General features: G+C 68.8%; 14 protein-coding genes and 2 riboswitches. Of the genes, 6 read left to right on the forward strand and 8 right to left on the reverse strand.

Going from position 1 to position 20,505, the window contains the following annotated elements; all coding sequences use genetic code 11:
- Window positions 1-36: 36 nt before the first annotated feature.
- The 3 genes from G6N34_RS10365 to gcvP all read left to right on the forward strand — a co-directional run bounded on the left by G6N34_RS10365 (window position 37) and on the right by gcvP (window position 4,439).
- A complete protein-coding gene (locus tag G6N34_RS10365) occupies window positions 37-531 on the forward strand; it encodes a bifunctional nuclease family protein (protein ID WP_085150859.1) in 495 nt (164 codons plus the stop codon).
- Between the two features lie 202 nt (window positions 532-733).
- Window positions 734-1,339, forward strand: coding sequence for a MerR family transcriptional regulator (locus G6N34_RS10370; protein WP_085150860.1), 606 nt, complete (start codon window positions 734-736; stop codon window positions 1,337-1,339).
- Between the two features lie 41 nt (window positions 1,340-1,380).
- A riboswitch (glycine riboswitch) is annotated at window positions 1,381-1,478 on the forward strand.
- Window positions 1,479-1,587: riboswitch (glycine riboswitch) on the forward strand. It begins immediately after the preceding riboswitch.
- A gap of 29 nt (window positions 1,588-1,616) precedes the next feature.
- Window positions 1,617-4,439 (forward strand): aminomethyl-transferring glycine dehydrogenase, encoded by a 2,823-nt coding sequence (gene gcvP / locus G6N34_RS10375; RefSeq protein WP_109788416.1) that lies wholly within the window; start codon window positions 1,617-1,619, stop codon window positions 4,437-4,439.
- 130 nt (window positions 4,440-4,569) lie between these two features.
- Here gcvP and G6N34_RS10380 read toward each other — a convergent pair whose 3' ends face one another.
- The 5 genes from G6N34_RS10380 to G6N34_RS10400 form a co-directional block, all read right to left on the reverse strand.
- On the reverse strand, window positions 4,570-6,858 hold the full coding sequence (locus G6N34_RS10380; RefSeq protein WP_085150862.1) for a substrate-binding domain-containing protein: 2,289 nt from the start codon (window positions 6,856-6,858) through the stop codon (window positions 4,570-4,572).
- Window positions 6,859-6,921: 63 nt separating this feature from the next.
- Window positions 6,922-9,111: a malate synthase G gene (locus G6N34_RS10385; RefSeq protein ID WP_085150863.1), complete on the reverse strand. Its 2,190-nt coding sequence runs from the start codon at window positions 9,109-9,111 to the stop codon at window positions 6,922-6,924.
- A gap of 139 nt (window positions 9,112-9,250) precedes the next feature.
- Window positions 9,251-10,132 (reverse strand): 3-methyladenine DNA glycosylase, encoded by an 882-nt coding sequence (locus G6N34_RS10390; protein ID WP_085150864.1) that lies wholly within the window; start codon window positions 10,130-10,132, stop codon window positions 9,251-9,253.
- Window position 10,133: 1 nt separating this feature from the next.
- The gene (locus G6N34_RS10395) at window positions 10,134-11,189 is read right to left on the reverse strand and encodes a hemolysin family protein (protein ID WP_085150865.1); all 1,056 of its coding nucleotides are present in this window, start codon (window positions 11,187-11,189) and stop codon (window positions 10,134-10,136) included.
- On the reverse strand, window positions 11,189-12,559 hold the full coding sequence (locus tag G6N34_RS10400; RefSeq protein WP_085150866.1) for a hemolysin family protein: 1,371 nt from the start codon (window positions 12,557-12,559) through the stop codon (window positions 11,189-11,191). Before G6N34_RS10400 ends, G6N34_RS10395 begins: the two co-directional genes overlap by 1 nt.
- A gap of 338 nt (window positions 12,560-12,897) precedes the next feature.
- On the opposite strand from G6N34_RS10400, the gene G6N34_RS10405 reads away from it, so the two are divergent.
- From G6N34_RS10405 to G6N34_RS10415, 3 genes are read left to right on the forward strand one after another with little or no spacing between them, the layout of a single operon-like run.
- Window positions 12,898-13,944 (forward strand): iron ABC transporter substrate-binding protein, encoded by a 1,047-nt coding sequence (locus G6N34_RS10405; protein WP_085151198.1) that lies wholly within the window; start codon window positions 12,898-12,900, stop codon window positions 13,942-13,944.
- A gap of 5 nt (window positions 13,945-13,949) precedes the next feature.
- Window positions 13,950-15,506 carry an ABC transporter permease gene (locus tag G6N34_RS10410; RefSeq protein WP_234812817.1) on the forward strand — a complete coding sequence of 519 codons (1,557 nt, stop codon included), beginning with the start codon at window positions 13,950-13,952 and terminating at the stop codon, window positions 15,504-15,506.
- The gene (locus G6N34_RS10415) at window positions 15,499-16,578 is read left to right on the forward strand and encodes an ABC transporter ATP-binding protein (RefSeq protein ID WP_085151200.1); all 1,080 of its coding nucleotides are present in this window, start codon (window positions 15,499-15,501) and stop codon (window positions 16,576-16,578) included. Before G6N34_RS10410 ends, G6N34_RS10415 begins: the two co-directional genes overlap by 8 nt.
- On the opposite strand, the gene G6N34_RS10420 is transcribed toward G6N34_RS10415, so the two are convergent.
- The 3 genes from G6N34_RS10420 to G6N34_RS10430 form a co-directional block, all read right to left on the reverse strand.
- Window positions 16,531-17,967: a GuaB1 family IMP dehydrogenase-related protein gene (locus G6N34_RS10420; RefSeq protein WP_085150867.1), complete on the reverse strand. Its 1,437-nt coding sequence runs from the start codon at window positions 17,965-17,967 to the stop codon at window positions 16,531-16,533. The genes G6N34_RS10415 and G6N34_RS10420 overlap by 48 nt on opposite strands.
- Before the next feature lie 44 nt (window positions 17,968-18,011).
- Window positions 18,012-19,475 carry an NADP-dependent phosphogluconate dehydrogenase gene (gene gndA, locus G6N34_RS10425; RefSeq protein WP_085150868.1) on the reverse strand — a complete coding sequence of 488 codons (1,464 nt, stop codon included), beginning with the start codon at window positions 19,473-19,475 and terminating at the stop codon, window positions 18,012-18,014.
- A 72-nt stretch (window positions 19,476-19,547) separates the two neighbouring features.
- On the reverse strand, window positions 19,548-20,498 hold the full coding sequence (locus G6N34_RS10430; RefSeq protein WP_085150869.1) for a M56 family metallopeptidase: 951 nt from the start codon (window positions 20,496-20,498) through the stop codon (window positions 19,548-19,550).
- Window positions 20,499-20,505 lie beyond the last annotated feature (7 nt).

Genomic DNA, 20,505 nt, shown 5'->3' on the forward strand with positions numbered 1-20,505 from the left:
GCCGTGGCATTGCGGTCATGCGGAGGGCAGACGCTGATGGGTGAAGTTCGTGTGGTCGGCATTCGTGTGGAGCAGCCGCAGAACCAGCCGGTACTGCTGCTGAGGGAGACCACGGGAGATCGGTACTTGCCGATCTGGATCGGCCAGCCGGAGGCTGCGGCGATCGCCCTGGAACAGCAGGGCGTGGAGCCGGCACGTCCGATGACGCATGACCTGATCAAGGATCTCATTGCCGCGCTGGGGCATTCGCTCAAGGAAGTGCGCATCGTGGATCTGCAGGAGGGCACGTTCTACGCCGACCTGGTCTTCGATCGCGACATCACGGTCTCGGCGCGTCCCTCGGATTCGGTGGCCATCGCGCTGCGGGTGGGGGTGCCCATCTACGTGGAGGAGGCGGTCCTGGCGGAGGCCGGTCTGCTGATCCCCGACGAGAACGACGAAGAGTCCTCCGGGCCTGTTCGCGAGGACGAGGTGGAGAAGTTCAAGGAGTTTCTCGACAGCGTGTCGCCGGACGATTTCAAGGCCACCTGAGCTGCCTTGGTCACGGATCAGTCTCGTGAGGCTCGACACGCCGATCGCAAGGTCGGGCGAGTCGACCGCAACGTCCATACTTGGGACATCTGAACGGGTCGTGGACCGGCTGCAGTATGCAGTGCAGCGGGCCTGAGAAACCGTTGGGAAGACGTTGAGGAGCGTATGCTCTCTACAAGCCTGATCGGCGAGAGGAAGCACGGTGAGCGAGCAGCCACGTCAAGGACAGTTGGACCTCGACGACTCGGTGCCGGCCCCGGTGTCTGAGCCGGTACAGGCCGGTCTGTTCCCCGACGACTCGGTGCCCGACGAACTGGTCGGCTACCGCGGCCCCAGCGCCTGCCAGATCGCGGGCATCACCTACCGTCAGCTCGACTACTGGGCGCGCACGTCGCTGGTGGTTCCGTCGATCCGCGGCGCCGCAGGATCCGGCAGCCAGCGTCTGTACTCCTTCAAGGACATCCTGGTCCTCAAGATCGTCAAGCGCCTTCTCGACACCGGCATCTCGCTGCACAACATCCGCGTCGCGGTCGACCACCTGCGTCAGCGCGGTGTTCAGGACCTCGCCAACATCACGCTGTTCTCCGACGGCACCACGGTTTACGAGTGCACGTCGGCCGAAGAGGTCGTCGACCTGCTCCAGGGCGGTCAGGGCGTGTTCGGCATCGCCGTCAGCGGCGCGATGCGCGAACTGACCGGTGCCATCGCCGACTTCCCCGGTGAACGCGCCGACGGTGGCGAGTCCATCACCGCGCCCGAGGACGAACTGGCCTCGCGGCGCAAGCATCGCGACCGCAAGATCGGCTGATCGCCACCCGGGCTCCGACCCCGGGTAAACTACTCAACGCATCGCTCAGCGCGGGAGAGTTCCGTGGTTGCCAGCCACGGACGCCGAAGGAGCAACACCTCTCCGTCAACCTCTCAGGCCCCAGGACCGCGCCTGGCCACGGTGCCTCTGGAAAGCGGCGAGTCCCCACCGGGACCGCCCGCCCATGGGGAAAGGCGCACAGCCGAATCTCTCAGGCGCCCGTTCGGGTGGACGACAGAGGGGGAGGGTGCGCTTTCGCCTGCCCGAGGAGCCCGCTGTGACCGTCCACGATCTGTTCTCCGACCGCCATATCGGTCCCGATTCCGATGCCCTCGCGACGATGCTCGACGTCATCGGCGTCGCATCGCTGGACGAACTGGCGGCCAAGGCACTGCCCGCCGGGATCCTGGACGCACTCGAGGCCGGCGTCGCCCCCGGCCTCGACCACCTGCCCGCGCCGGCCGCCGAACATGAGGCGTTGGCCGAACTGCGGGCCATGGCCGACTCCAACACCGTCGCGGTGTCGATGATCGGCCAGGGCTACTACGACACCCTCACGCCGCCGGTGCTGCTGCGCAACATCATGGAGAACCCGGCCTGGTACACGGCCTACACGCCTTATCAGCCCGAGATCAGCCAGGGCCGCCTCGAGGCGCTGCTCAACTTCCAGACGATGGTCGGCGACCTGACCGGCCTCGAGGTGGCCAACGCGTCGATGCTCGACGAGGGCACCGCGGCGGCCGAGGCCATGACGCTCATGCACCGCGCGGTGCGCGGTCCGGCCAACAAGCTCGCGGTCGACGTCGACGTGTTCGCCCAGACCGCGGCGATCCTGGCGACCCGGGCCGAACCTCTGGGCATCGAGATCGTCACGGCGGACCTGCGGGACGGCCTGCCCGACGGCGACTTCTTCGGTGTCGTCGTGCAGTTGCCTGGCGCCAGCGGACGCGTCACCGACTGGTCGGCGCTGGTCACCGAGGCGCATGAGCGCGGCGCCCTGGTCGCCGTGGGCGCCGACCTGCTCGCGGCCACCGTCGTGACCCCGCCTGGGGACTTCGGCGCGGACGTCGCCTTCGGCACCACCCAGAGATTCGGCGTACCGATGGGCTTCGGCGGCCCGCACGCGGGATACCTCGCCGTGCACGCCAAGCACGCCCGTCAACTGCCCGGTCGCCTGGTCGGTGTCTCGGTCGACGCCGACGGCTCACCGGCCTACCGGCTGTCGCTGCAGACCCGCGAACAGCACATCCGCCGTGACAAAGCGACCTCGAACATCTGCACCGCCCAGGTGCTGCTGGCCGTCATGGCCGCGATGTACGCCAGCTACCACGGGGCCGAGGGCCTCGTGGCGATCGCGCGCCGCGTGCACGGCCACGCCGAGGCCATCGCTGCCGCCCTCGGTGACGCTCTTGTGCACGACAAGTACTTCGACACCGTGCTGGCGCATGTCCCCGGACGCGCCGACGAAGTGATCGCGGCCGCGAAGTCGCAGGGCATCAACCTGTGGCGCGTCGACGCCGACCACGTGTCGGTCGCGTGTGACGAAGCCACCACCGACGCCCACGTCGCCGCGGTGCTGGCCGCCTTCGGGGTGGCGCCCGCCGATCCGCGCGGCGCGGGTGTCGTCACCCGGACCTCGGAGTTCCTGACCCACCCGGCGTTCACCAGCCACCGCACCGAGACCGCGATGATGCGCTACCTGCGGGCACTGTCCGACAAGGACATCGCGCTGGACCGCAGCATGATCCCGCTGGGTTCATGCACGATGAAGCTCAATGCGGTCGCCGAGATGGAGGCCATCACCTGGCCCGAGTTCGCCCGCCAGCACCCGTTCGCGCCCGCCTCGGACACGCGGGGCCTGCGCCGCCTGATCGCCGACCTGGAGTCGTGGCTGACGGGCATCACGGGATACGACGCGATCTCCCTGCAGCCCAATGCGGGATCACAGGGGGAGTACGCGGGTCTGCTCGCCATCGCCGACTACCACCGCGAGCGCGGGCAGATCCACCGCGACGTGTGCCTGATCCCCTCGAGCGCGCACGGCACCAACGCGGCGTCGGCCGCGCTGGCCGGCATGCGCGTCGTGGTGGTGGCGTGCCGTGAGAACGGCGACGTCGACCTCGACGACCTGAAGGCCAAGGTCACCGAGCACGCCGAGAACCTGTCGGCCCTGATGATCACGTATCCGTCCACGCACGGCGTGTACGAGCACGACATCGCCGAGATCTGCGCGGCCGTGCACGACGCGGGCGGTCAGGTGTACGTCGACGGCGCCAACCTCAACGCGCTGGTCGGCCTGGCCCGGCCCGGCAAGTTCGGCGGCGACGTCAGCCACCTCAATCTGCATAAGACGTTCTGCATTCCGCACGGCGGTGGTGGCCCCGGGGTTGGCCCCGTCGCGGTGCGTTCCCACCTGGCGCCGTTCCTGCCCGGCCACCCGCTGGCGGACGAACTGCCGCAGGGGCATCCGGTGTCGGCCGCGCCGTATGGTTCGGCCTCGATCCTGCCGATCACGTGGACCTACATCCGGCTGATGGGAGCGGCGGGCCTGCGGCGGGCCACGCTGACCGCGATCGCCTCGGCCAACTACATCGCCCGCCGCCTCGATGAGTACTACCCGGTGCTCTACACCGGGGAGAACGGCATGGTGGCCCACGAGTGCATCCTCGACCTGCGCGGGATCACCAAGGCCACCGGTGTCACGGTCGACGACGTTGCAAAGCGGTTGGCGGACTACGGCTTCCACGCGCCGACCATGAGTTTCCCGGTGGCGGGCACGCTGATGGTGGAGCCCACCGAGAGCGAAAGCCTGGCCGAGGTGGACGCATTCTGTGACGCGATGATCGCCATCCGTGCCGAGATCGACAAGGTCGGCTCCGGACAGTGGCCCGTCGACGACAACCCGCTGCGCGGGGCGCCGCACACCGCCGAGAGCCTGCTCGTCGAGGACTGGACGCACCCGTACACCCGGGAGGAGGCCGCCTACCCGCTGGGCAAGGCCTTCCGGCCCAAGGTGTGGCCGCCGGTGCGGCGTATCGACGGCGCCTACGGCGATCGCAACCTGGTGTGCTCGTGCCCGCCGATCGAAGCCTTCAGCTGATCGCGGCGGCCCGTCGGCTCAACTGAAGCGTCGACTGGGCAGGTTGTCGGTGACGAACTGCGTTATCGCCACCGATAACCTGCACCCTCGATGGGCGGCGGTCGGTAACTGATCGCGGGCACTGCCCGGATCACTTGAGCATCGCCGCGATGGCCGCGGCCATCTCCGGCGAATCCGACGCCGGCACATGCTGATACGTGCCGCCGCTGATCTGAGCAACCGATTCCCACGTGGGCCGGTCCGGGTCGTTGCCGACATTGATGACGTCGACCGCGACGGGGCGGGCCGGGTCCGCGCTGCGGCGGATCAGGTCCTGCAAGCCCGCGGAGTCCAGCGACTGGTCGGTGTGCGGGCCCGAGGTGATGACGAGCACGCGGTTGGTGTGGCCCGGGGTGAACCTCTCCAACGCCTCGGCGTACACGTTGCGCAGCGTCGTGAACGACACCGCGCCTCCCGTCGGGGTCAAGCCCGACAGCGAGGACGTAATGGCCTCGCGGCGAGGCTGCCCGTCGACATCGTCGGAGAGCACACCGAGATTCACCACGGTGGTGCCCACGGCACCGTCGAAGGTGGTCAGCCCGACCGCGGCCGACGGTGGCAGAGCATCGACGGCCGAGTTCAGGCCGGCGATCACGGGCGCCAGATTCAACGACCGGTCCAGCATGATCGTCACCGCGGCGTCCGAGGCTGACGCAGGTGCGGCGACAGGCTCACCCACGGCGTTGGCCAAGGCCACGCGCACGGTGTCGTCGCCGACGGACAGGGTCTGCTCGACGGCAGCGCCGTCGGTGATATCGCTGGTCGGCGGATCGGACCCCTCGACACGGAACCCGGCCTCGGTCAGCGTGGCCGTCTGTTCGGGCTTGCGCAGGAAGTTCTCGAAGGAACTGGCGGCGGCCACCTGCGGATCCTCGAGCCAGTCGGCGACGAAGAGCACCGCGGGGAAGTCCGCGACAGCGGTGGGACCCGGCGGAATCCAGGACGCCAGCACATTTTTCGCATCGTCGATGTCACGGGCCTGGTGAATCAGGTGCTGTTCGGTCGTGACGACCGCGTGCACCGGTCGGGCGGCCGGATCGTCACCGTCGAGCAGGGCCTTCATGGCCTCGTCGGTGCTGTCGTCGGCCAGCTTGGGCGCACCGGACAGCAGTGCCGACACGGCGCCGACGCCCGAGTCCGGGGATGCGCCGGGGGCAGCCGAGGCCGCGGCGACCGCCTCTGCGGCCAAGTACGCCGCATCGCTGTCACCGGTCTTCGGCAACGCCAACCGCAGCGACCCCCAGCCGGGCAGGTTGAGCTTGTTGAGCGACTCGGGGTCGTTCTGCAGGTCTGGCAGCGTGGCCCAGGTCTGCTGCTCGAGGACGGGCTTCAACTGCGGCGCCAGGGCCACCAGAACAGGGGAGGTGGCCAGCGAATTGCTGGACGCGATCTTCGGGCCCCCGGCCGCCTGCAGTCGGGCCTGCGACACCGAACTGCCCGGAATCCACAGGGCCGGCTTCTCTCCGAGGTTCTCGGGCCACTGCCCGACCAGCCCGGCGACCACGGCGTCGGAGTCCGCGGTGGTGACGTTCACGACGGGGCAGTGGTCGCCCACTGGGCCCGTGGTCTCGTTGAACGTCTTCGCGATCTCGCCCAGAGTCCCGGCGATCGCTGGGTCGGCCACCACCGCGACCGTGGCATCACCCTGTAGGCATCGGTCGGCGGCGACGCCGGAGCGATCCGAGAGCGCGTCGCCGAAGAACTTCCAGATGATGAAACCGGCGACGACGACCACCACGGTGACGAGAGCGGCGATGACGCCGAACGACACGCCGCGCCGGCCCGGTGTCACGATGCGGTGGCTGCCGGTCCAGTCCCCTTCGTTGCGGTGTCCACCCGAGGTCTGCGGCGAGTCGGGCGCACCCGCGGCCACCAGGGCGCGGGTGTCGCTCTCGTCGTAGACGTCCTCGTCGTACTCGGTGTCGTAGTCGGTGTCGTAGTCCGAGTAGACGCCCTGACGGTCGTCGTGATGGTCAGCGTCGTACCGACGGTCGCCGTACTGGTCAGCGCTGTACTCATCGGCGCTGTACTGACCGGAGTCGTACCGAGCCGAGTCGTTCTGAGCCGAGTCATACTGGCCGGCTTCATTCTGATCAGCGCTGTACTGCCCGGCATCAGCGTCGTAGTCGGCGCTGGAGTCCCCGGCGACGAACCCGTCGTCGGAGTCGTAGTCGTCGTAGTCGTCGCCCTCGTAGGTGTCGGCGGCATACCCATCGGCGGCGTACGTGTGATCCGGGTAGCCGTAGCCGGCGGTGTCCTCAGGCTCGGAACGGTGATGGTGGCCCGCCTCGGGTTCCGAAGACGGCGGACTCTGCTCGAAGGCGGACTCGTCGGCGACCTCATCGGGTTCGTCGGGGTCAGGAATGCTGTGTCTACCCATGCCTTTTCACCCCTGACTCGCTACCGCTGTGTGTCGCCGGTCCGCCATTCGAGCTGAGTGTAGTCACTGGCCGAGACTGGCCTTGAACTCCCGACGACGCCGGTGCAGGATCGGCTCGGTGTAGCCGTTGGGCTGCGCACCGCCCTCGAGGATGAGTTCCTCGGCCGCCTTGAACGCGATGCTGGAGTCGAAGTCCGGAGCCATCGGCCGGTATGCGGCGTCGCCCTCATTCTGCCGATCCACCACGGGCGCCATGCGTTCGAGGCTCGCACGGACGTCCTCGGCCGTGATCACGCCGTGCCGCAGCCAGTTCGCCAGAAGCTGGCTGGAGATGCGCAGTGTGGCGCGGTCCTCCATGAGCGCGACGTCATGGATGTCGGGCACCTTGGAGCAGCCCACGCCCTGGTCGATCCAGCGCACCACGTAGCCCAGGATCGACTGGCAGTTGTTGTCGACCTCCTGATGGATCTCCTCGGGAGCCCAGGTCAGGCCGGCATCGGCCAGCGGAAGGGTCAGCAGTTGGTCGATCGTCGTGCGCTTCTTGCCCGCAAGTTCCTCCTGGACGGCGAACACGTCGACCTGGTGGTAGTGCAGCGCGTGCAGCGTCGCGGCGGTGGGCGAAGGCACCCAGGCCGTGGTGGCGCCTGCGCGCGGCTGACTGATCTTCTGCTCGACCATGTCGGCCATCAGGTCAGGCATGGCCCACATGCCCTTGCCGATCTGGGCGCGACCCGACAGCCCGGCGGCCAGGCCGGTGTCGACGTTGGCGTCCTCGTAGGCGAGTATCCACGGCTGGCTCTTCATGGTGCCCTTGCGCACCATGGGGCCGGCCTCCATCGAGGTGTGGATCTCGTCGCCGGTGCGGTCCAGGAACCCGGTGTTGATGAACACCACGCGGTCGGCGGCGGCCTTGATGCAGGCCTTGAGGTTGACCGACGTGCGGCGCTCCTCGTCCATGATGCCGACCTTGAGGGTGCCCTGCGGCACGCCGAGGACGTCCTCGACGCGACTGAACAGCTCGCAGGTGAAGGCGACCTCGTCGGGGCCGTGCATCTTGGGCTTCACGATGTAGACGGAGCCGGTCCGGCTGTTGGTCAGAGGACCGTTCTCGTCGGAGGCCTTGAGACCGTGCAGCGCGATCAGGCTGGTGAACAGTGCGTCCTGGATACCCTCCGGAACCTCGGCACCGCCTGCGTCGACGATCGCGTCGTTGGTCATCAGGTGGCCCACGTTGCGCACGAACAGCAGGCTGCGCCCGGGCAGCGTGAACTCGCTGCCGTCGCCCGCGGTGTAGGTGCGGTCGGGGTTGAGGACGCGGGTGAACGTCTTGCCGCCCTTGCTGACGTCTTCGGACAGGTCGCCCTTGTTGAGGCCGAGCCAGTTGCGGTAGCCGAGCACCTTGTCCTCGGCGTCGACCGCGGCGACCGAGTCCTCGAAGTCCATGATCGTGGTGATCGCGGACTCCAGGACGACGTCCTTGATACCCGCGGAGTCGGTCGAACCGATCGGCGACTCGGGGTCGATCAGGATCTCGAGGTGCAGGCCGTGGTTGACCAGCAACACCGAGGTGGGCGCGTCCGCGTCGCCGGTGTAGCCCGCGAACTGCTCCGAGGTCGCCAGACCGCTGGTCTGGTCCTCTCCGAAGGCCGCGACCAACTGGCCGTCGACGACCTTCAGACCCGTGATGTCGGCCCACGAACCCGACTGCAGCGGGGTGGAGTCGTCGAGGAACTTTCGGGCGTAGGCGATGACCAAGGCGCCGCGCACCTGGTTGTAGCCCGAGCCCTTCTCGGCGCCGTCGGATTCGGGGATGACGTCGGTGCCGTACAGCGCGTCATACAGTGAACCCCAGCGCGCATTCGAGGCGTTCAGAGCGAAGCGTGCGTTGAGGACCGGCACCACCAACTGCGGACCCGCCGTCGAGGCGATCTCCGGGTCCACGCCCGAAGTCGTGATCGTGAAGTCCTCGGGTTCGGGGAGCAGGTAACCGATTTCGGTGAGAAAGGCTTTGTAGGCCTCGGCGTCGTGAGGCTCGATGACGCGGAGCCGATGCCACTTGTCGATCTGCGCCTGCAGGTCGTCGCGGCGGGCCAGCAGATCCTGGTTCTGCGGCGTAAGGTCGGTGACCACCTTGTCCACACCGGCCCAGAAGCTGTCGGGGTCCACACCCGTGCCCGGCAAGGCCTCGTTCGTGATGAAGTCGTGCAGCACCTTGGCAACCCGCAGGTTGCCGACGTTCACGCGGTCACTCATTGGTCCTCCTCGCCTGGCAATCCCATCCATCCTATCCGTCTGCCTTCTGTGGCCCTGGACACATCGCAGGTCACAACGATGCCGCTCAGAGGGCATCCGATCCCGCGGGGGTCAGTTCGGCGCCCGCTGGCAACCTCGCTCAGGCAGGCTCCGCCGCGGAGACCAGTAGTTCGCACCGCCGGATGAGGGCGTCGCGAAGCGGCGCGGCCCGCCGGGTGATCTCGGCCTGCGCGCGGACGTACTCGGCGCGCCCCGCGGGGTCCTCGATGCGGATCGGTGCGAACCCGTACTCGGCGAGGTCATACGGGCTGGCCCGCATGTCGAGTTCGCGGGCGTCGGCCGCAAGCTCGAGGCAGTCGAGGAGCAGATCCGAATCGGTCAGCGGCAGAAGCTTGAACGTCCACTTGTAGGTGTCCATCGCGGCATGAAGGCAGCCGGGCTGTTCATTGGCGGCCTGAGTCTCGCGCGACAGTTCGACCGCGTTCTTCGGGCGTGCATCGGCGGTGAAGAAGCGGAAGGCGTCATAGTGCGAGCACCGCAGCGGCATGGACTCGACCACCGCGTCCGTCCCGTCCTGTCCGAGGCGCAGGGGCACACCGCCGTGACGGATGGCGGCGTCCGGGCGGTACACCATTGCCCACTCGTGCAGACCGAAGCAGTTGTGTGCCGGGGGACGCGCTGCGGTCCGGCGCAGCAGGTCGAGGATGAAGCGCACGGTGCCCAGGCGGGCGTGCAGCCACGCCGCGCTGACGGTCGCCCCCGCCGGGTGCCCCGTGTATCCCGTGCGCTCGACGTAGTCGCGGGCTGCGGCACCGCCCAGCACGACTCCGTATCCCGGGTGCCACCGCAGCAGTTGGCGCGGCCGCAGGCTGTAGTAGGTGAACAGAAAATCCCACACCGGGTGCGGTTTCGGACCCGTGTGCGCGGCCAGGAACCTCTCGGCGCGAGCCCGGTGCCGTTGCGCCGCCTCAGTCCAGTCCTGTTCCGTCAGGACGATTTCGGCGATTGCGGTGGGCGGCATGTCAGACCCTGTGGGTCCCGTCCCGGACGGTTCCGACCAGGTCCTCGACGAGATCCTCGAGCGCCACCATCGCCACCACTTGGTCCTCTTCGTCGGTGACCAGCGCCAGGTGAGTGTTGATGCGCCGCATACGGGACAACGCGTCGGGCAGGGGCAGCTTGGCCGCGACCCGCGGTAGCGGTCGAACAACCTGCGGGTCGACCACCGCGTCGGGATCGTCACCGAGTGCGAGCACATCCTTGATGTGCAGGTAACCGATGAAGACTCCCGTCGCATCGGCGACCGGGAACCGGGAGTAGCCCGTGTCGGCGAGGGCCTGTTCCACGGCGGCGACCGTGGGTCCCGATCCGGGTTTGGCCACGGGCACCGCACGGATCTCCCGCAACGGGACCGCGACGTCCGCGACGTGGCGGTTGCGGATCTGCAGGGCGCGAGTCAGTCGCGTGTGCTCTTCGGGATCGAGCAGACCCTCGGACACCGATTCGGCGATCATCTCGGAAAGCTCCACGGTGGACACCGTGACGTCGAGTTCGTCCTTCGGTTCGACCCGCATCATCCGCAGCGTGACGTTGGCGCACCAGTTGTAGAACGCGATGAACGGCCGGGCGGCCTTGATGTACACCAGGTAGATCGGGATCAGCAGCATCGCGGTGGACTCCGGTCCCGCGATCGCGATGTTCTTCGGCACCATCTCACCCAGGAGCACGTGCAGGATCACCACCAGGCCCAATGCCACCACGAAGGACACGGTGTGCAGCACCGCATCGGGGACGCCCAGCAGGTCGAAGGGCTTCTCCAACAGATGGGCCACCGCGGGTTCGCCCACGCGGCCCAACAGGATCGAACAGACCGTGATGCCCAGTTGGGCACCGGCCAGCATCAGCGACAGGCGCTCGCCGGCGCGGATCACGGTCACCGCACTGCGCTTACCCTGTTCGGCCAGGGCCTCCAGGCGGTCGCGGCGCGCCGAGATCAGCGCGAACTCCGAACCCACGAAGAACGCGTTGGCCGCCAGCAGCACCACCGTCAGCAGCACACCGAACAGATCGCCACCCATCAGTGGGCCCTCCCTTCGGTGTCATGCTCGTGCCCTCGGCCCAATTCGGTGAGCTCCAGCTGATCTATTCGGCGCCCGTCCATCCTGATCACGGTGGCGCGCCAGCGCACGGGATCGTCGTACCCGCCGTCGGGGTCGAACGCGCGCAGCACGACCGACTCCCCGGTGTCCGGGATGTGGCCGAGTTCGTCGAGCACCAGGCCGCCGATGGTCTCGTAATCGCCTTCGGGCGCGCGGAATCCGGTCGCACTGGCGACCTCGTCGATGCGCAGAAGGCCCGACACCTGCCAGCCGTTGCCAGCCTCGACGACGTCGGGTGTCGCGTCGTCGTGCTCGTCGCGCACGTCACCGACGATCTCCTCGATGAGGTCCTCCACGGTCACCATGCCCGCGGTGCCGCCGTACTCGTCGACCACGAGCGCGGTCTGCATACCGTTGGCGCGGATCTGCGTCATGACGGTGTCGCCGTCCAGGGTCGACGGCACCACCGCGACGGGCTGGGCCAGCACCGCGAGCTTGGTTTCCGCGCGGCGCGAAGGCGCGATCTCGAAGACCTGTTTGACGTGCACGATACCGATGGTCTCGTCGAGGTCGCCCTCGATGATCGGGAAGCGCGAGAATCCGGTCTCGGTCGCGGCCCGGACCAGGTCCGCCACGGTGTCGTCGGCCTGCAGGGCCTCGATCTTCGAGCGTGGCGTCATCAGTTCCTCGGCACTGCGGTCGCCGAACTGCAGTGAGCGGTCCACCAGAGTGGCCGTCACGGCGTCAAGCGATCCGCTGCGGGCCGACGTGCGCACGAGCGACACCAGTTCCTGCGGCGAGCGTGCCGACCGCAGTTCCTCGGCCGGTTCGATGCCCATGCGCCGCAGAATCCAGTTGGCGGTGCCGTTGGTGGCTTTGATCGCCGGGGTGAACAACGCCGAGAAAAGGAGTTGCGGCCCAGCCGAGGCGCGCGCTGTCGGAACGGGTTTCGACACCGCGAGGTTCTTGGGCACCAGTTCGCCGAACACCATCGACAGCGAAGTCGCGATGAGGAGCGCCAGGGCCAGTGCCAACCCGCTGGAGAGGTTCGGGGGCAGTCCCGCCGCGTCGAGCAGCGGATGCAGCAGGCGGGCGACCACCGGTTCGGCCAGGAAACCCGTGGCCAAGGTGGTGATCGAGATGCCGATTTGGGCGCCGGAGAGCTGGAACGACAGCGTGCGGTGCGCCCGCTGGACGAACTTGTCGCGCCGATCACCGGTGCGGGCGTTGGCGTCGACGGTGCTGCGCTCCAGCGCGGTCAACGAGAACTCGGCGGCGACGAACATCGCGGTCCCCGCGGTCAGGACCAGGATGGCGAGCACGCTCAGTGCCATGACCCACCCGGTCATGCGAGGGCCTCGAAATGGGCGCCGGGCACATGGCCCGGCTGACTAGAGGAGGGTTCGTCAGAGTCGGCGGAGGCGGGCGCGTGCCGCGCCTCCTGGAGGTCCCGCTCAATTGGAGCGGCCTCGACGGGTGCCTGCGGCACGTGGTCCCTTTCAACGTCGGCGCGTGCGCGAATCCGCGCAGTGTGACCACATATCGTAGCGGGATTCTGGTCGCCTGCGGTCCATCACCGGACCCGAGACCTTCGGTTAGGCGATCCTCAGTCGATGGTAGGTTGCGGATCGAGGCTGCTCACCGCACCACCCCCGATCGGACAGACAGGTGTATCTGCATGGCGACGATGATGGCGAAGCTCACAGCGGGATTGAGTTCGATCGCATTGGCGGCGGCGTTGTCCGCGTGCTCCAGCGGTGAATCCGGCCCGGAGTCCGCGGGCGGCGACAACGCTGAGAAGACCGAGAAGGTCGTCGTGTACTCCGGTCGCAGTGAGGACCTGGTGGCGCCGCTGTTCGAACAGTTCACCGCCGACACCGGCATCGAAGTGGAGGCCCGCTACGCCGGATCCGGCGAGCTCGCCGCGCAGTTGATCACCGAGGGCGACAAGTCTCCGGCGGACGTGTTCCTGTCCCAGGACGCAGGCGCGCTCGGCGCGGTGTCGAACGCCGGACTGTTCGCGCCGGTGGCGGTCGAGACGCTGGCCGTGGTGCCGAAGCAGTACTCGGCGGCCGACGGCACGTGGGTCGGAGTGTCGGGGCGCGCCCGCGTCATCGTCTACAACCCGGAGTTGGCGCCGACGCCGCCGGACTCCATCGACGGGCTGCTGGCTCCGGAGTGGAAGGGCAAGATCGGGTTCGCCCCGAGCAACGCGTCGTGGCAGTCGTTCGTCACCGGCCTGCGGGTTCTGCGCGGGGACGACGGGGCGAAGCAGTGGCTGACGGCGTTCAAGGCCCAGGACCCGAAACCGTACGAGGGCAACGGCGCGGTGCGCGACGCGGTGAACGAAGGCCAGATCGCGCTCGGGCTGATCAACCACTACTACCTCTACGAGCTGATCGACAGCAAGGGTGCCGAGAACGTGGTGGCCCGCAACCAGTTCCTGGCCGCGGGTGACCCCGGCGGCCTGGTCAATGTCGCGGGCGTTGGCGTGCTCGCCGCAGCCCCGCATCCCGAGGCCGCACAACAGTTCGCGGCGTATCTGGTGGGGGAGTCGGCCCAGAAGTACTTCGCCAGCGAGACGGCTGAGTATCCGCTGATCGCGGGCGTCCAACCCGACGGCGACATGCCGGCACTGGCCGACCTCAACCCACCTGCGGTGGATCTGTCGTCGCTCGATGATCTCGAGGCCACCCAGCAATTGCTGGTGGAGACCGGACTGTTGACCAACTGAGCGGGTTGGGATTCGCTCGGCCAGCGCGCACCCGCGCGGGAGGCCGTCCGCCCGCGCTGCTGACGCTGGTGGCGGCCGCGGTCGTGGCAGCCACGTTGGTGCCGCTGGTCTATCTGTTTGAGCGAGCGCTGGGGCGCGGCGCCGGTTTCGTGCTCGATGAACTGCTGCAACCCCGCACGGCGCTGCTGATCGGGCGGTCGGCGGCGCTCGTGCTGCTCGTGACCGCGGCCTGCGTGGTGCTCGGTGTGGGATTCGCGGTGTTGGTGTCGCGCACCGACGTGCCGGGCCGCCGGTTTCTGGCGGTGGCGCTGACTCTGCCCATGGCTATGCCGAGCTATCTGGTTGCCTTCCTGTGGATTTCGTTGTTCCCGTGGTTGCAGGGACTGTGGGGCTCGGTGTTGGTGCTGACGCTGGTGAGCTATCCGCTGGTGTTCCTCACCACGCTGGCCGCGTTGGCCCGGACTGATCCGGCGCAGGAGGAGGTCGCGCGGTCACTCGGTCACCACGGCTGGTCGGTGCTCTTCGGGGTCACGCTGCGGTCGGCCAGGCCCGCGATCACCGCCGGTGCCCTGCTGGTGGCGCTGTACGTGCTCAGTGACTTCGGTGCGGTCGCGGCGATGCGCTACGAGGCGTTCACGTGGGTGATCTACGGCGCCTACCGGTCCGGGTTCAACCCGTCCCGCGCCGCGGTGCTGGCGCTGCTGCTGTTGGTGTTCGCGGTCGCCCTGGTGGTCGCCGAGCGACTGGCCCGCGGGAGGGCCGACGCGCGGGTGGGATCGGGGAGTCCGCGTCCGGCGGCGGTGATTTCGCTGGGGCGCTGGCGCCCGGTGGCGACCGCCGTGGCGGTGGCGGTTCTGCTCGCCGCCATCGCAGTCCCGCTCTTCGCGTTGTCGGACTGGCTCAGCGCCGGCGGCCTTCGGTGGGACGCCCAGCAGTGGTGGGACGCCTTGGCCGCCACGCTGTGGTTGTCGGCGATCGCCGCCGTGGTCAGCACGGCGGCCGCGCTGCCGCTGGGAGTGCTGGCGGCGAGGTATCGCACGCCGAACACCAGACTGCTTGAGAGCGCGTCCTATGTGAGCCACGGGCTGCCAGGCATCGTCGTCGCGATCGCGATGGTGTCGCTGGGAGTGCTGCTGCTGCACCCGATCTACCAGCGTGCACCGTTGCTGATCCTCGCGTACGCGGTGCTGTTGATTCCGCTGGCGGTCGGATCGGTACGTGCGGCGGTGGAGGCCAGCCCCGTGCGCCTCGATGAGGTCGCTCAATCCCTCGGGCGCTCACCGGTGCAGGCGTTCGCGTCCGTGACGGCCCGCAACGCTGCGCCCGGGATCGCCGCCGCGGCGGCCCTGGTGCTGCTGACGTGCATGAAGGAACTCCCGGTGACTCTGCTCCTTCATCCGACCGGCACGGACACGCTGGCCACTCGGCTGTGGGCGCACAGTTTCGTCAGCGACTACTCCAGCGCCGCGCCGTATGCCGTGGCGCTGGTGATGTTCGCAGCGATACCGACTGCGGCACTGGGGATCTGGACGACGAGAGCGGGAGGGGTGCGTGGTGGCTGAGGCGTCCGCCGAGGTGACTTTGAGCGGGATAAGCAGAGCGTTCGGCGCACTGCGGGTGCTCGACGGTGTCGACCTGCAGGTGCCCGCGGGCACCATGACGGCTGTGCTGGGACCGTCGGGGTGCGGTAAGACGACCCTGCTGCGGATCGTCGCCGGCTTCGAGAGCCCAGACGCCGGTTCCGTCCGGATCGCGGGGGACGTCGTGGCCGGATCGGGCGCCGCGGTCCCCGCTCATCGGCGCCGCGTGGGGTTGATGCCGCAGGAGGGTGCGCTGTTCCCACACCGCACGGTCGCGGGCAACATCGCATTCGGTCTGCGCGCAGCGCACCGGCGAGACTCGGCCGCGGTCGTGGCGCGGTGGCTCGAGGTGGTCGGACTGTCCGGGCTTGCCGACGCCCGTCCGGGGCAGTTGTCCGGTGGGCAGCAGCAGCGCGTCGCATTGGCCCGCGCGCTGGCGGCGGGTCCGCGGGTCCTGCTGCTCGACGAACCCTTCGCGGCACTGGACGCGGGGCTGAGAGTGCGTGTCCGAGAGGACATCACGGCCATCCTGCGAGAGTCCGGGACGACGGCGATCCTGGTCACCCACGATCAGGATGAGGCGCTGTCGCTGGCCGACACGGTGGCCGTGCTGTTCGACGGAACCATCGCCCAACACGCCGCTCCGGCAGACCTGTACGACCGTCCCGCGACGCTGCAGGTCGCGCGATTCGTAGGTGGCACAGTCGAATTGGCCGGAGACTGTCGCGGGGGCGTGGTGCGCACCGCGCTCGGCGCACATCCGGTCCGGATTCCGGTTCCCGACGGCCCGGTCACGATGGTTGCGCGGCCCGAACAGCTGCACCTCGGCGGAGGTGACGATCCGCGCGGCACCGTGACCGACAGGCGTTACTACGGTTCGCGCGCCGTCCTTCGCGTTCGGTTGGACGGCGGCGCCCAGGTCAGCGTGCACACCCAAGCCGACGTCGCGGCCGCCTCCGGCGATCAGGTCACCGTCGGGGTGCGCGGCACGGTGCTGGCGTTCGCCTCACCATCCGGTGGGCAGGGGATGGCCCTCGGCGAACCCGGCGGCTGACTGCACCCCGAGTACGACCTTCTCGTGCAGTTCGGGCAGTGTCGCGGCCCCAACGTAGGTGCACGTGCTGCGTACGCCGGAGGTGATGTGGTCCAGCAGGTCCTCGACACCGCCGCGTTCGGGGTCCAACGCCATGCGCGACGTCGAGATGCCCTCCTCGAACAGGCCCTTGCGGGCGCGGTCGAATGCATCGTCGCCCGCGGTGCGGGCCGCGACCGCGCGCTTGGAGGCCATGCCGTAGCTCTCCTTGTACGGTTGGCCGTCGCGGTCGCGCATCAAGTCGCCGGGGGATTCATAGGTGCCGGCGAACCACGAGCCGATCATCACGTTCGACGCACCCGCGGCCAGCGCCAACGCGACGTCGCGGGGATGCCGCACACCGCCGTCGGCCCAGACATGCGCGCCGAGTTCCCTTGCAGCCAGCGAACATTCGAGCACCGCGGAGAACTGCGGGCGACCCACGCCGGTCATCATCCGGGTGGTGCACATGGCACCGGGACCGACACCGACCTTGACGATCGTGGCGCCGGCGTTGACCAGGTCGCGCACGCCGTCGGCTGAGACCACATTGCCCGCGGCCAGCGGCAGGCCCAGATCCAGCGAGGACACCGACTTGATCGCGTCGAGCATCTTCAGCTGATGGCCGTGCGCGGTGTCGACCACCAGAACGTCGACGCCGACCTCGGCCAGCGCCTGCGCCTTGGCCGCGACGTCGCCGTTGATGCCGACCGCCGCCGCGATGCGCAGGCGGTTCCGGGAGTCGACGGCCGGGGTGTAGATGCCAGCCCGGACGGCGCCGGTCCGGGTCAGCACCCCGGCCAGGCTGCCGTCGGCCTCGGTCAGCACCGCGACGTCGATCGGCGCGTGCTCGAGCATGTCGAAGATCCCGCGCGGGTCGGTCCCGACGGGGGCGCTGACGAAGTCCGGCGCGGCGATGTCGCGGACCCGGGCGAACCTGTCGACGCCCACGCAGGCCGCCTCGGTCACCAGGCCGATGGGCCGATTCTCGAAGACCACGACCGCCGCGCCGTGCGCGCGCTTGTGGATCAGTGCCGTGGCGTCGGACACCGAGTCGTCGGGGGAGAGCATGACCGGGGTGTCGGCGATCAGGTCGCGGCTCTTGACGAAGTCCACGGTCTCCTTGACCGCGTCGATCGGCAGATCCTGGGGTATCACCACGATGCCGCCGCGGCGGGCCACGGTCTCGGCCATCCGGCGCCCAGCCACTGCCGTCATGTTCGCCACCACCACGGGGATCGTGGTGCCGGTGCCGTCCGATGTCGACAGGTCCACGTCGAACCGGGACGTGACGTCACTGCGATTGGGGACGACGAAGACGTCGTCGTAGGTCAGGTCATACGCCGGCTGGTGGCCGTGAAGGAACTGCACGCCGCCGAGTCTAGTTTCCCCCCCGCGACAGAGGGGGGTGAGTGCTAGGCCTCGACCTCGGTGCGGTCGCCGCTCCACAGCGTGTGGAACCGCCGGGCCGGATCGGTGTCGATGCGGCCGTAGGTGTGGGCGCCGAAGAAGTCGCGCAGCCCCTGGGTCAGCGCCGCGGGCAGTCGCTCGGTGCGCAGGCCGTCGTAGTACGACAGGGCCGAGGAGAAGCCCGGGATCGGGATGCCCAGTTCGGTGGCCTTGACCACGACGCGGCGCCAGCCGTCGATGGCGTTCTCGATCGCGCTGCGGAAGTACGGGTCGACGATCAGTGTGGGCAGATCGGGGTCGGTGTCGAAGGCGTCCTTGATCCGGTTGAGGAACTTGGCGCGGATGATGCAGCCGCCACGCCAGATGGTCGCCATATCGCCGGGCGTGATGCCCCAGTTGTATTCGGCGGAGCCGGCTTGGATCTGGTTGAAGCCCTGCGCATAGGCGATGATCTTCGACGCGTACAGCGCCTGACGGATGTCCTCGGTGAACTGTTCTGCGTCACCGGGTTTGGCGCCGAGGTCGCCGGAGGCCAGTCCGGTGGTGGCCTTGCGCTGGGCAACCGAACCCGACAGCGCACGGGCGAACACGGCCTCGGCGATACCCGTGACCGGCACGCCGAGATCAAGTGCGGACTTCACGGTCCAGCGACCGGTGCCCTTCTGCTCGGCCTCGTCGAGGATCAGGTCGACCAGCGGCTTACCGGTCTTCGCATCGACCTGCTTGAGCACCTCGGCGGTGATCTCGACCAGGAAGCTGTCCAGGTCGCCGGAGTTCCATTCGTCGAACACCGCGGCGATCTCGGAGGCGGACTTGCCCAGGCCGTCGCGCAGCAGTTGGTAGGCCTCGCCGATCAACTGCATGTCTGAGTACTCGATGCCGTTGTGCACCATCTTGACGAAGTGTCCGGCGCCGTCGGGGCCGATGTGGGTGCAGCACGGCACGCCGTCGACGTGTGCGGAGATCTCCTCGAGCAGCGGGCCCAGGCTCTCGTAGGACTCGGCCGGGCCGCCCGGCATGATCGACGGGCCGTTGAGCGCACCCTCTTCGCCGCCGGAGATGCCCGCACCGACGAAGTGCAGTCCGCGGGCGCGGATCGCCTTCTCGCGGCGGATGGTGTCGGTGTAGAGAGAGTTGCCGCCGTCGATGATGATGTCGCCGGGCTCCATGGCGTCGGCAAGCTCGTTGATGACGGCGTCGGTCGGGTCGCCGGCCTTGACCATGATCAGAACCCGGCGCGGCTTCTCAAGTGCGGCAAGGAATTCCGGGATGGTCTCACTGCGCACGAAGTTGCCTTCGGATCCGTGCTCGGCGAGCAGGGCGTCGGTCTTGGCGATCGAGCGGTTGTGCAGCGCGACGGTGTAGCCGTGCCGGGCGAAGTTGCGGGCGATGTTGGAGCCCATGACGGCGAGGCCGGTGACTCCGATCTGCGCGGTGCCGTTCGTGGACTCGGAGCCGGGGGAGGTCATGGAGCGCCCTTTCGTTCAGTTGTGGAGGAGGTTCGGTTGTGGGGGATGTGTCGAACAGGCTATCGGCACAGCTCAGCCGGTGATGAGGCGCTTCAGCTCGGTCAGCCACGGGACCGCGACGGCGATCGTGGGCACGACCAGCACGGCGACCGCACTCAGATACGCCGCGGTGGCGAACGCCGGGCTGTTCGGCCGGCCCGCGAGCCTGCGGACACGGACGACGGTCGTGGGGCCGCCGGCGGCCAGGGCCCCGGACGGCGGGCGGGCCGCGGCGCAGGCCACCAGGGCGCGGGCGAGCGGTGTGGGCCCGGCCGCGCGCACCGCGGCGTCGTCGGCGAGGAGTTCGATCAGCAGTCGCACCGCATCCAGCGCGCTCGCGCTGCGGACAAAGCGCGGGAACGCGGCGTGCACCGCGGTGAAGGCCTCGAGGACCAGGTCATGCCGGGCCCGCAGGTGTGCGCGCTCATGCGTGAGGATGGCCGTGACCTCGGAGTCGTCGAACGCGGCCAGCGCGCCTTCGCTGACCACCACCCGGCTGCGGACACCGGGTAGGCAGTAGGCCAGTGGCTGTTCGACGTCAAGGATGCGCAGCTCGCTGGCCCGCGTACACGCCTGTGCGGCGGGGGAGCCGTGGTTGACGCTCAGCAGGTCGACGAGCATGCGATGGTGTGCGCGGCGGCGGCGGGTGGCCACGGCCACGCCGATGATCTTCACGATCAGACGCGCGCCGACCAGCAGTGTGACCGCGAATGCCGACACGTACAGGAGCCACAGCGGCCAGCCGAGCCGGTCGATTTCAGCCGTCAGCGAGCGGGTTGGACGTCCGTCGAGGCCGGGTGCCAGCAGGCCGCTGGCGATGGCGATTCCGGCGCTGAACGTGGACAGGACGGCGGCCACGGCGACGGCCTGCCACAGCACCAGGGCGGCCCGGGGCGCCCGCAGCGGCCACTTCGCCCGTGCCAGCACCGCCGGAGCAGGACCAACCAGCACCACAGCTAGGAGGGCGAAGGCCAGCGCGGACACGCTGACA

The organism is Mycolicibacterium confluentis, assembly GCF_010729895.1.
Classification (GTDB): domain Bacteria; phylum Actinomycetota; class Actinomycetes; order Mycobacteriales; family Mycobacteriaceae; genus Mycobacterium; species Mycobacterium confluentis.

What these genes read in the sequence shown, in the direction of transcription:
- G6N34_RS10365 (WP_085150859.1), top strand. Translation starts at nt 37, where the DNA reads ATGGGTGAAGTTCGTGTGGTCGGCATTCGTGTGGAGCAGCCGCAGAAC.
- G6N34_RS10380 (WP_085150862.1), bottom strand. Translation starts at nt 6,858, where the DNA reads ATGGGTAGACACAGCATTCCTGACCCCGACGAACCCGATGAGGTCGCC.
- G6N34_RS10385 (WP_085150863.1), bottom strand. Translation starts at nt 9,111, where the DNA reads ATGAGTGACCGCGTGAACGTCGGCAACCTGCGGGTTGCCAAGGTGCTG.
- G6N34_RS10390 (WP_085150864.1), bottom strand. Translation starts at nt 10,132, where the DNA reads ATGCCGCCCACCGCAATCGCCGAAATCGTCCTGACGGAACAGGACTGG.
- G6N34_RS10395 (WP_085150865.1), bottom strand. Translation starts at nt 11,189, where the DNA reads ATGGGTGGCGATCTGTTCGGTGTGCTGCTGACGGTGGTGCTGCTGGCG.
- G6N34_RS10400 (WP_085150866.1), bottom strand. Translation starts at nt 12,559, where the DNA reads ATGACCGGGTGGGTCATGGCACTGAGCGTGCTCGCCATCCTGGTCCTG.
- G6N34_RS10405 (WP_085151198.1), top strand. Translation starts at nt 12,898, where the DNA reads ATGATGGCGAAGCTCACAGCGGGATTGAGTTCGATCGCATTGGCGGCG.
- gndA (WP_085150868.1), bottom strand. Translation starts at nt 19,475, where the DNA reads ATGACCTCCCCCGGCTCCGAGTCCACGAACGGCACCGCGCAGATCGGA.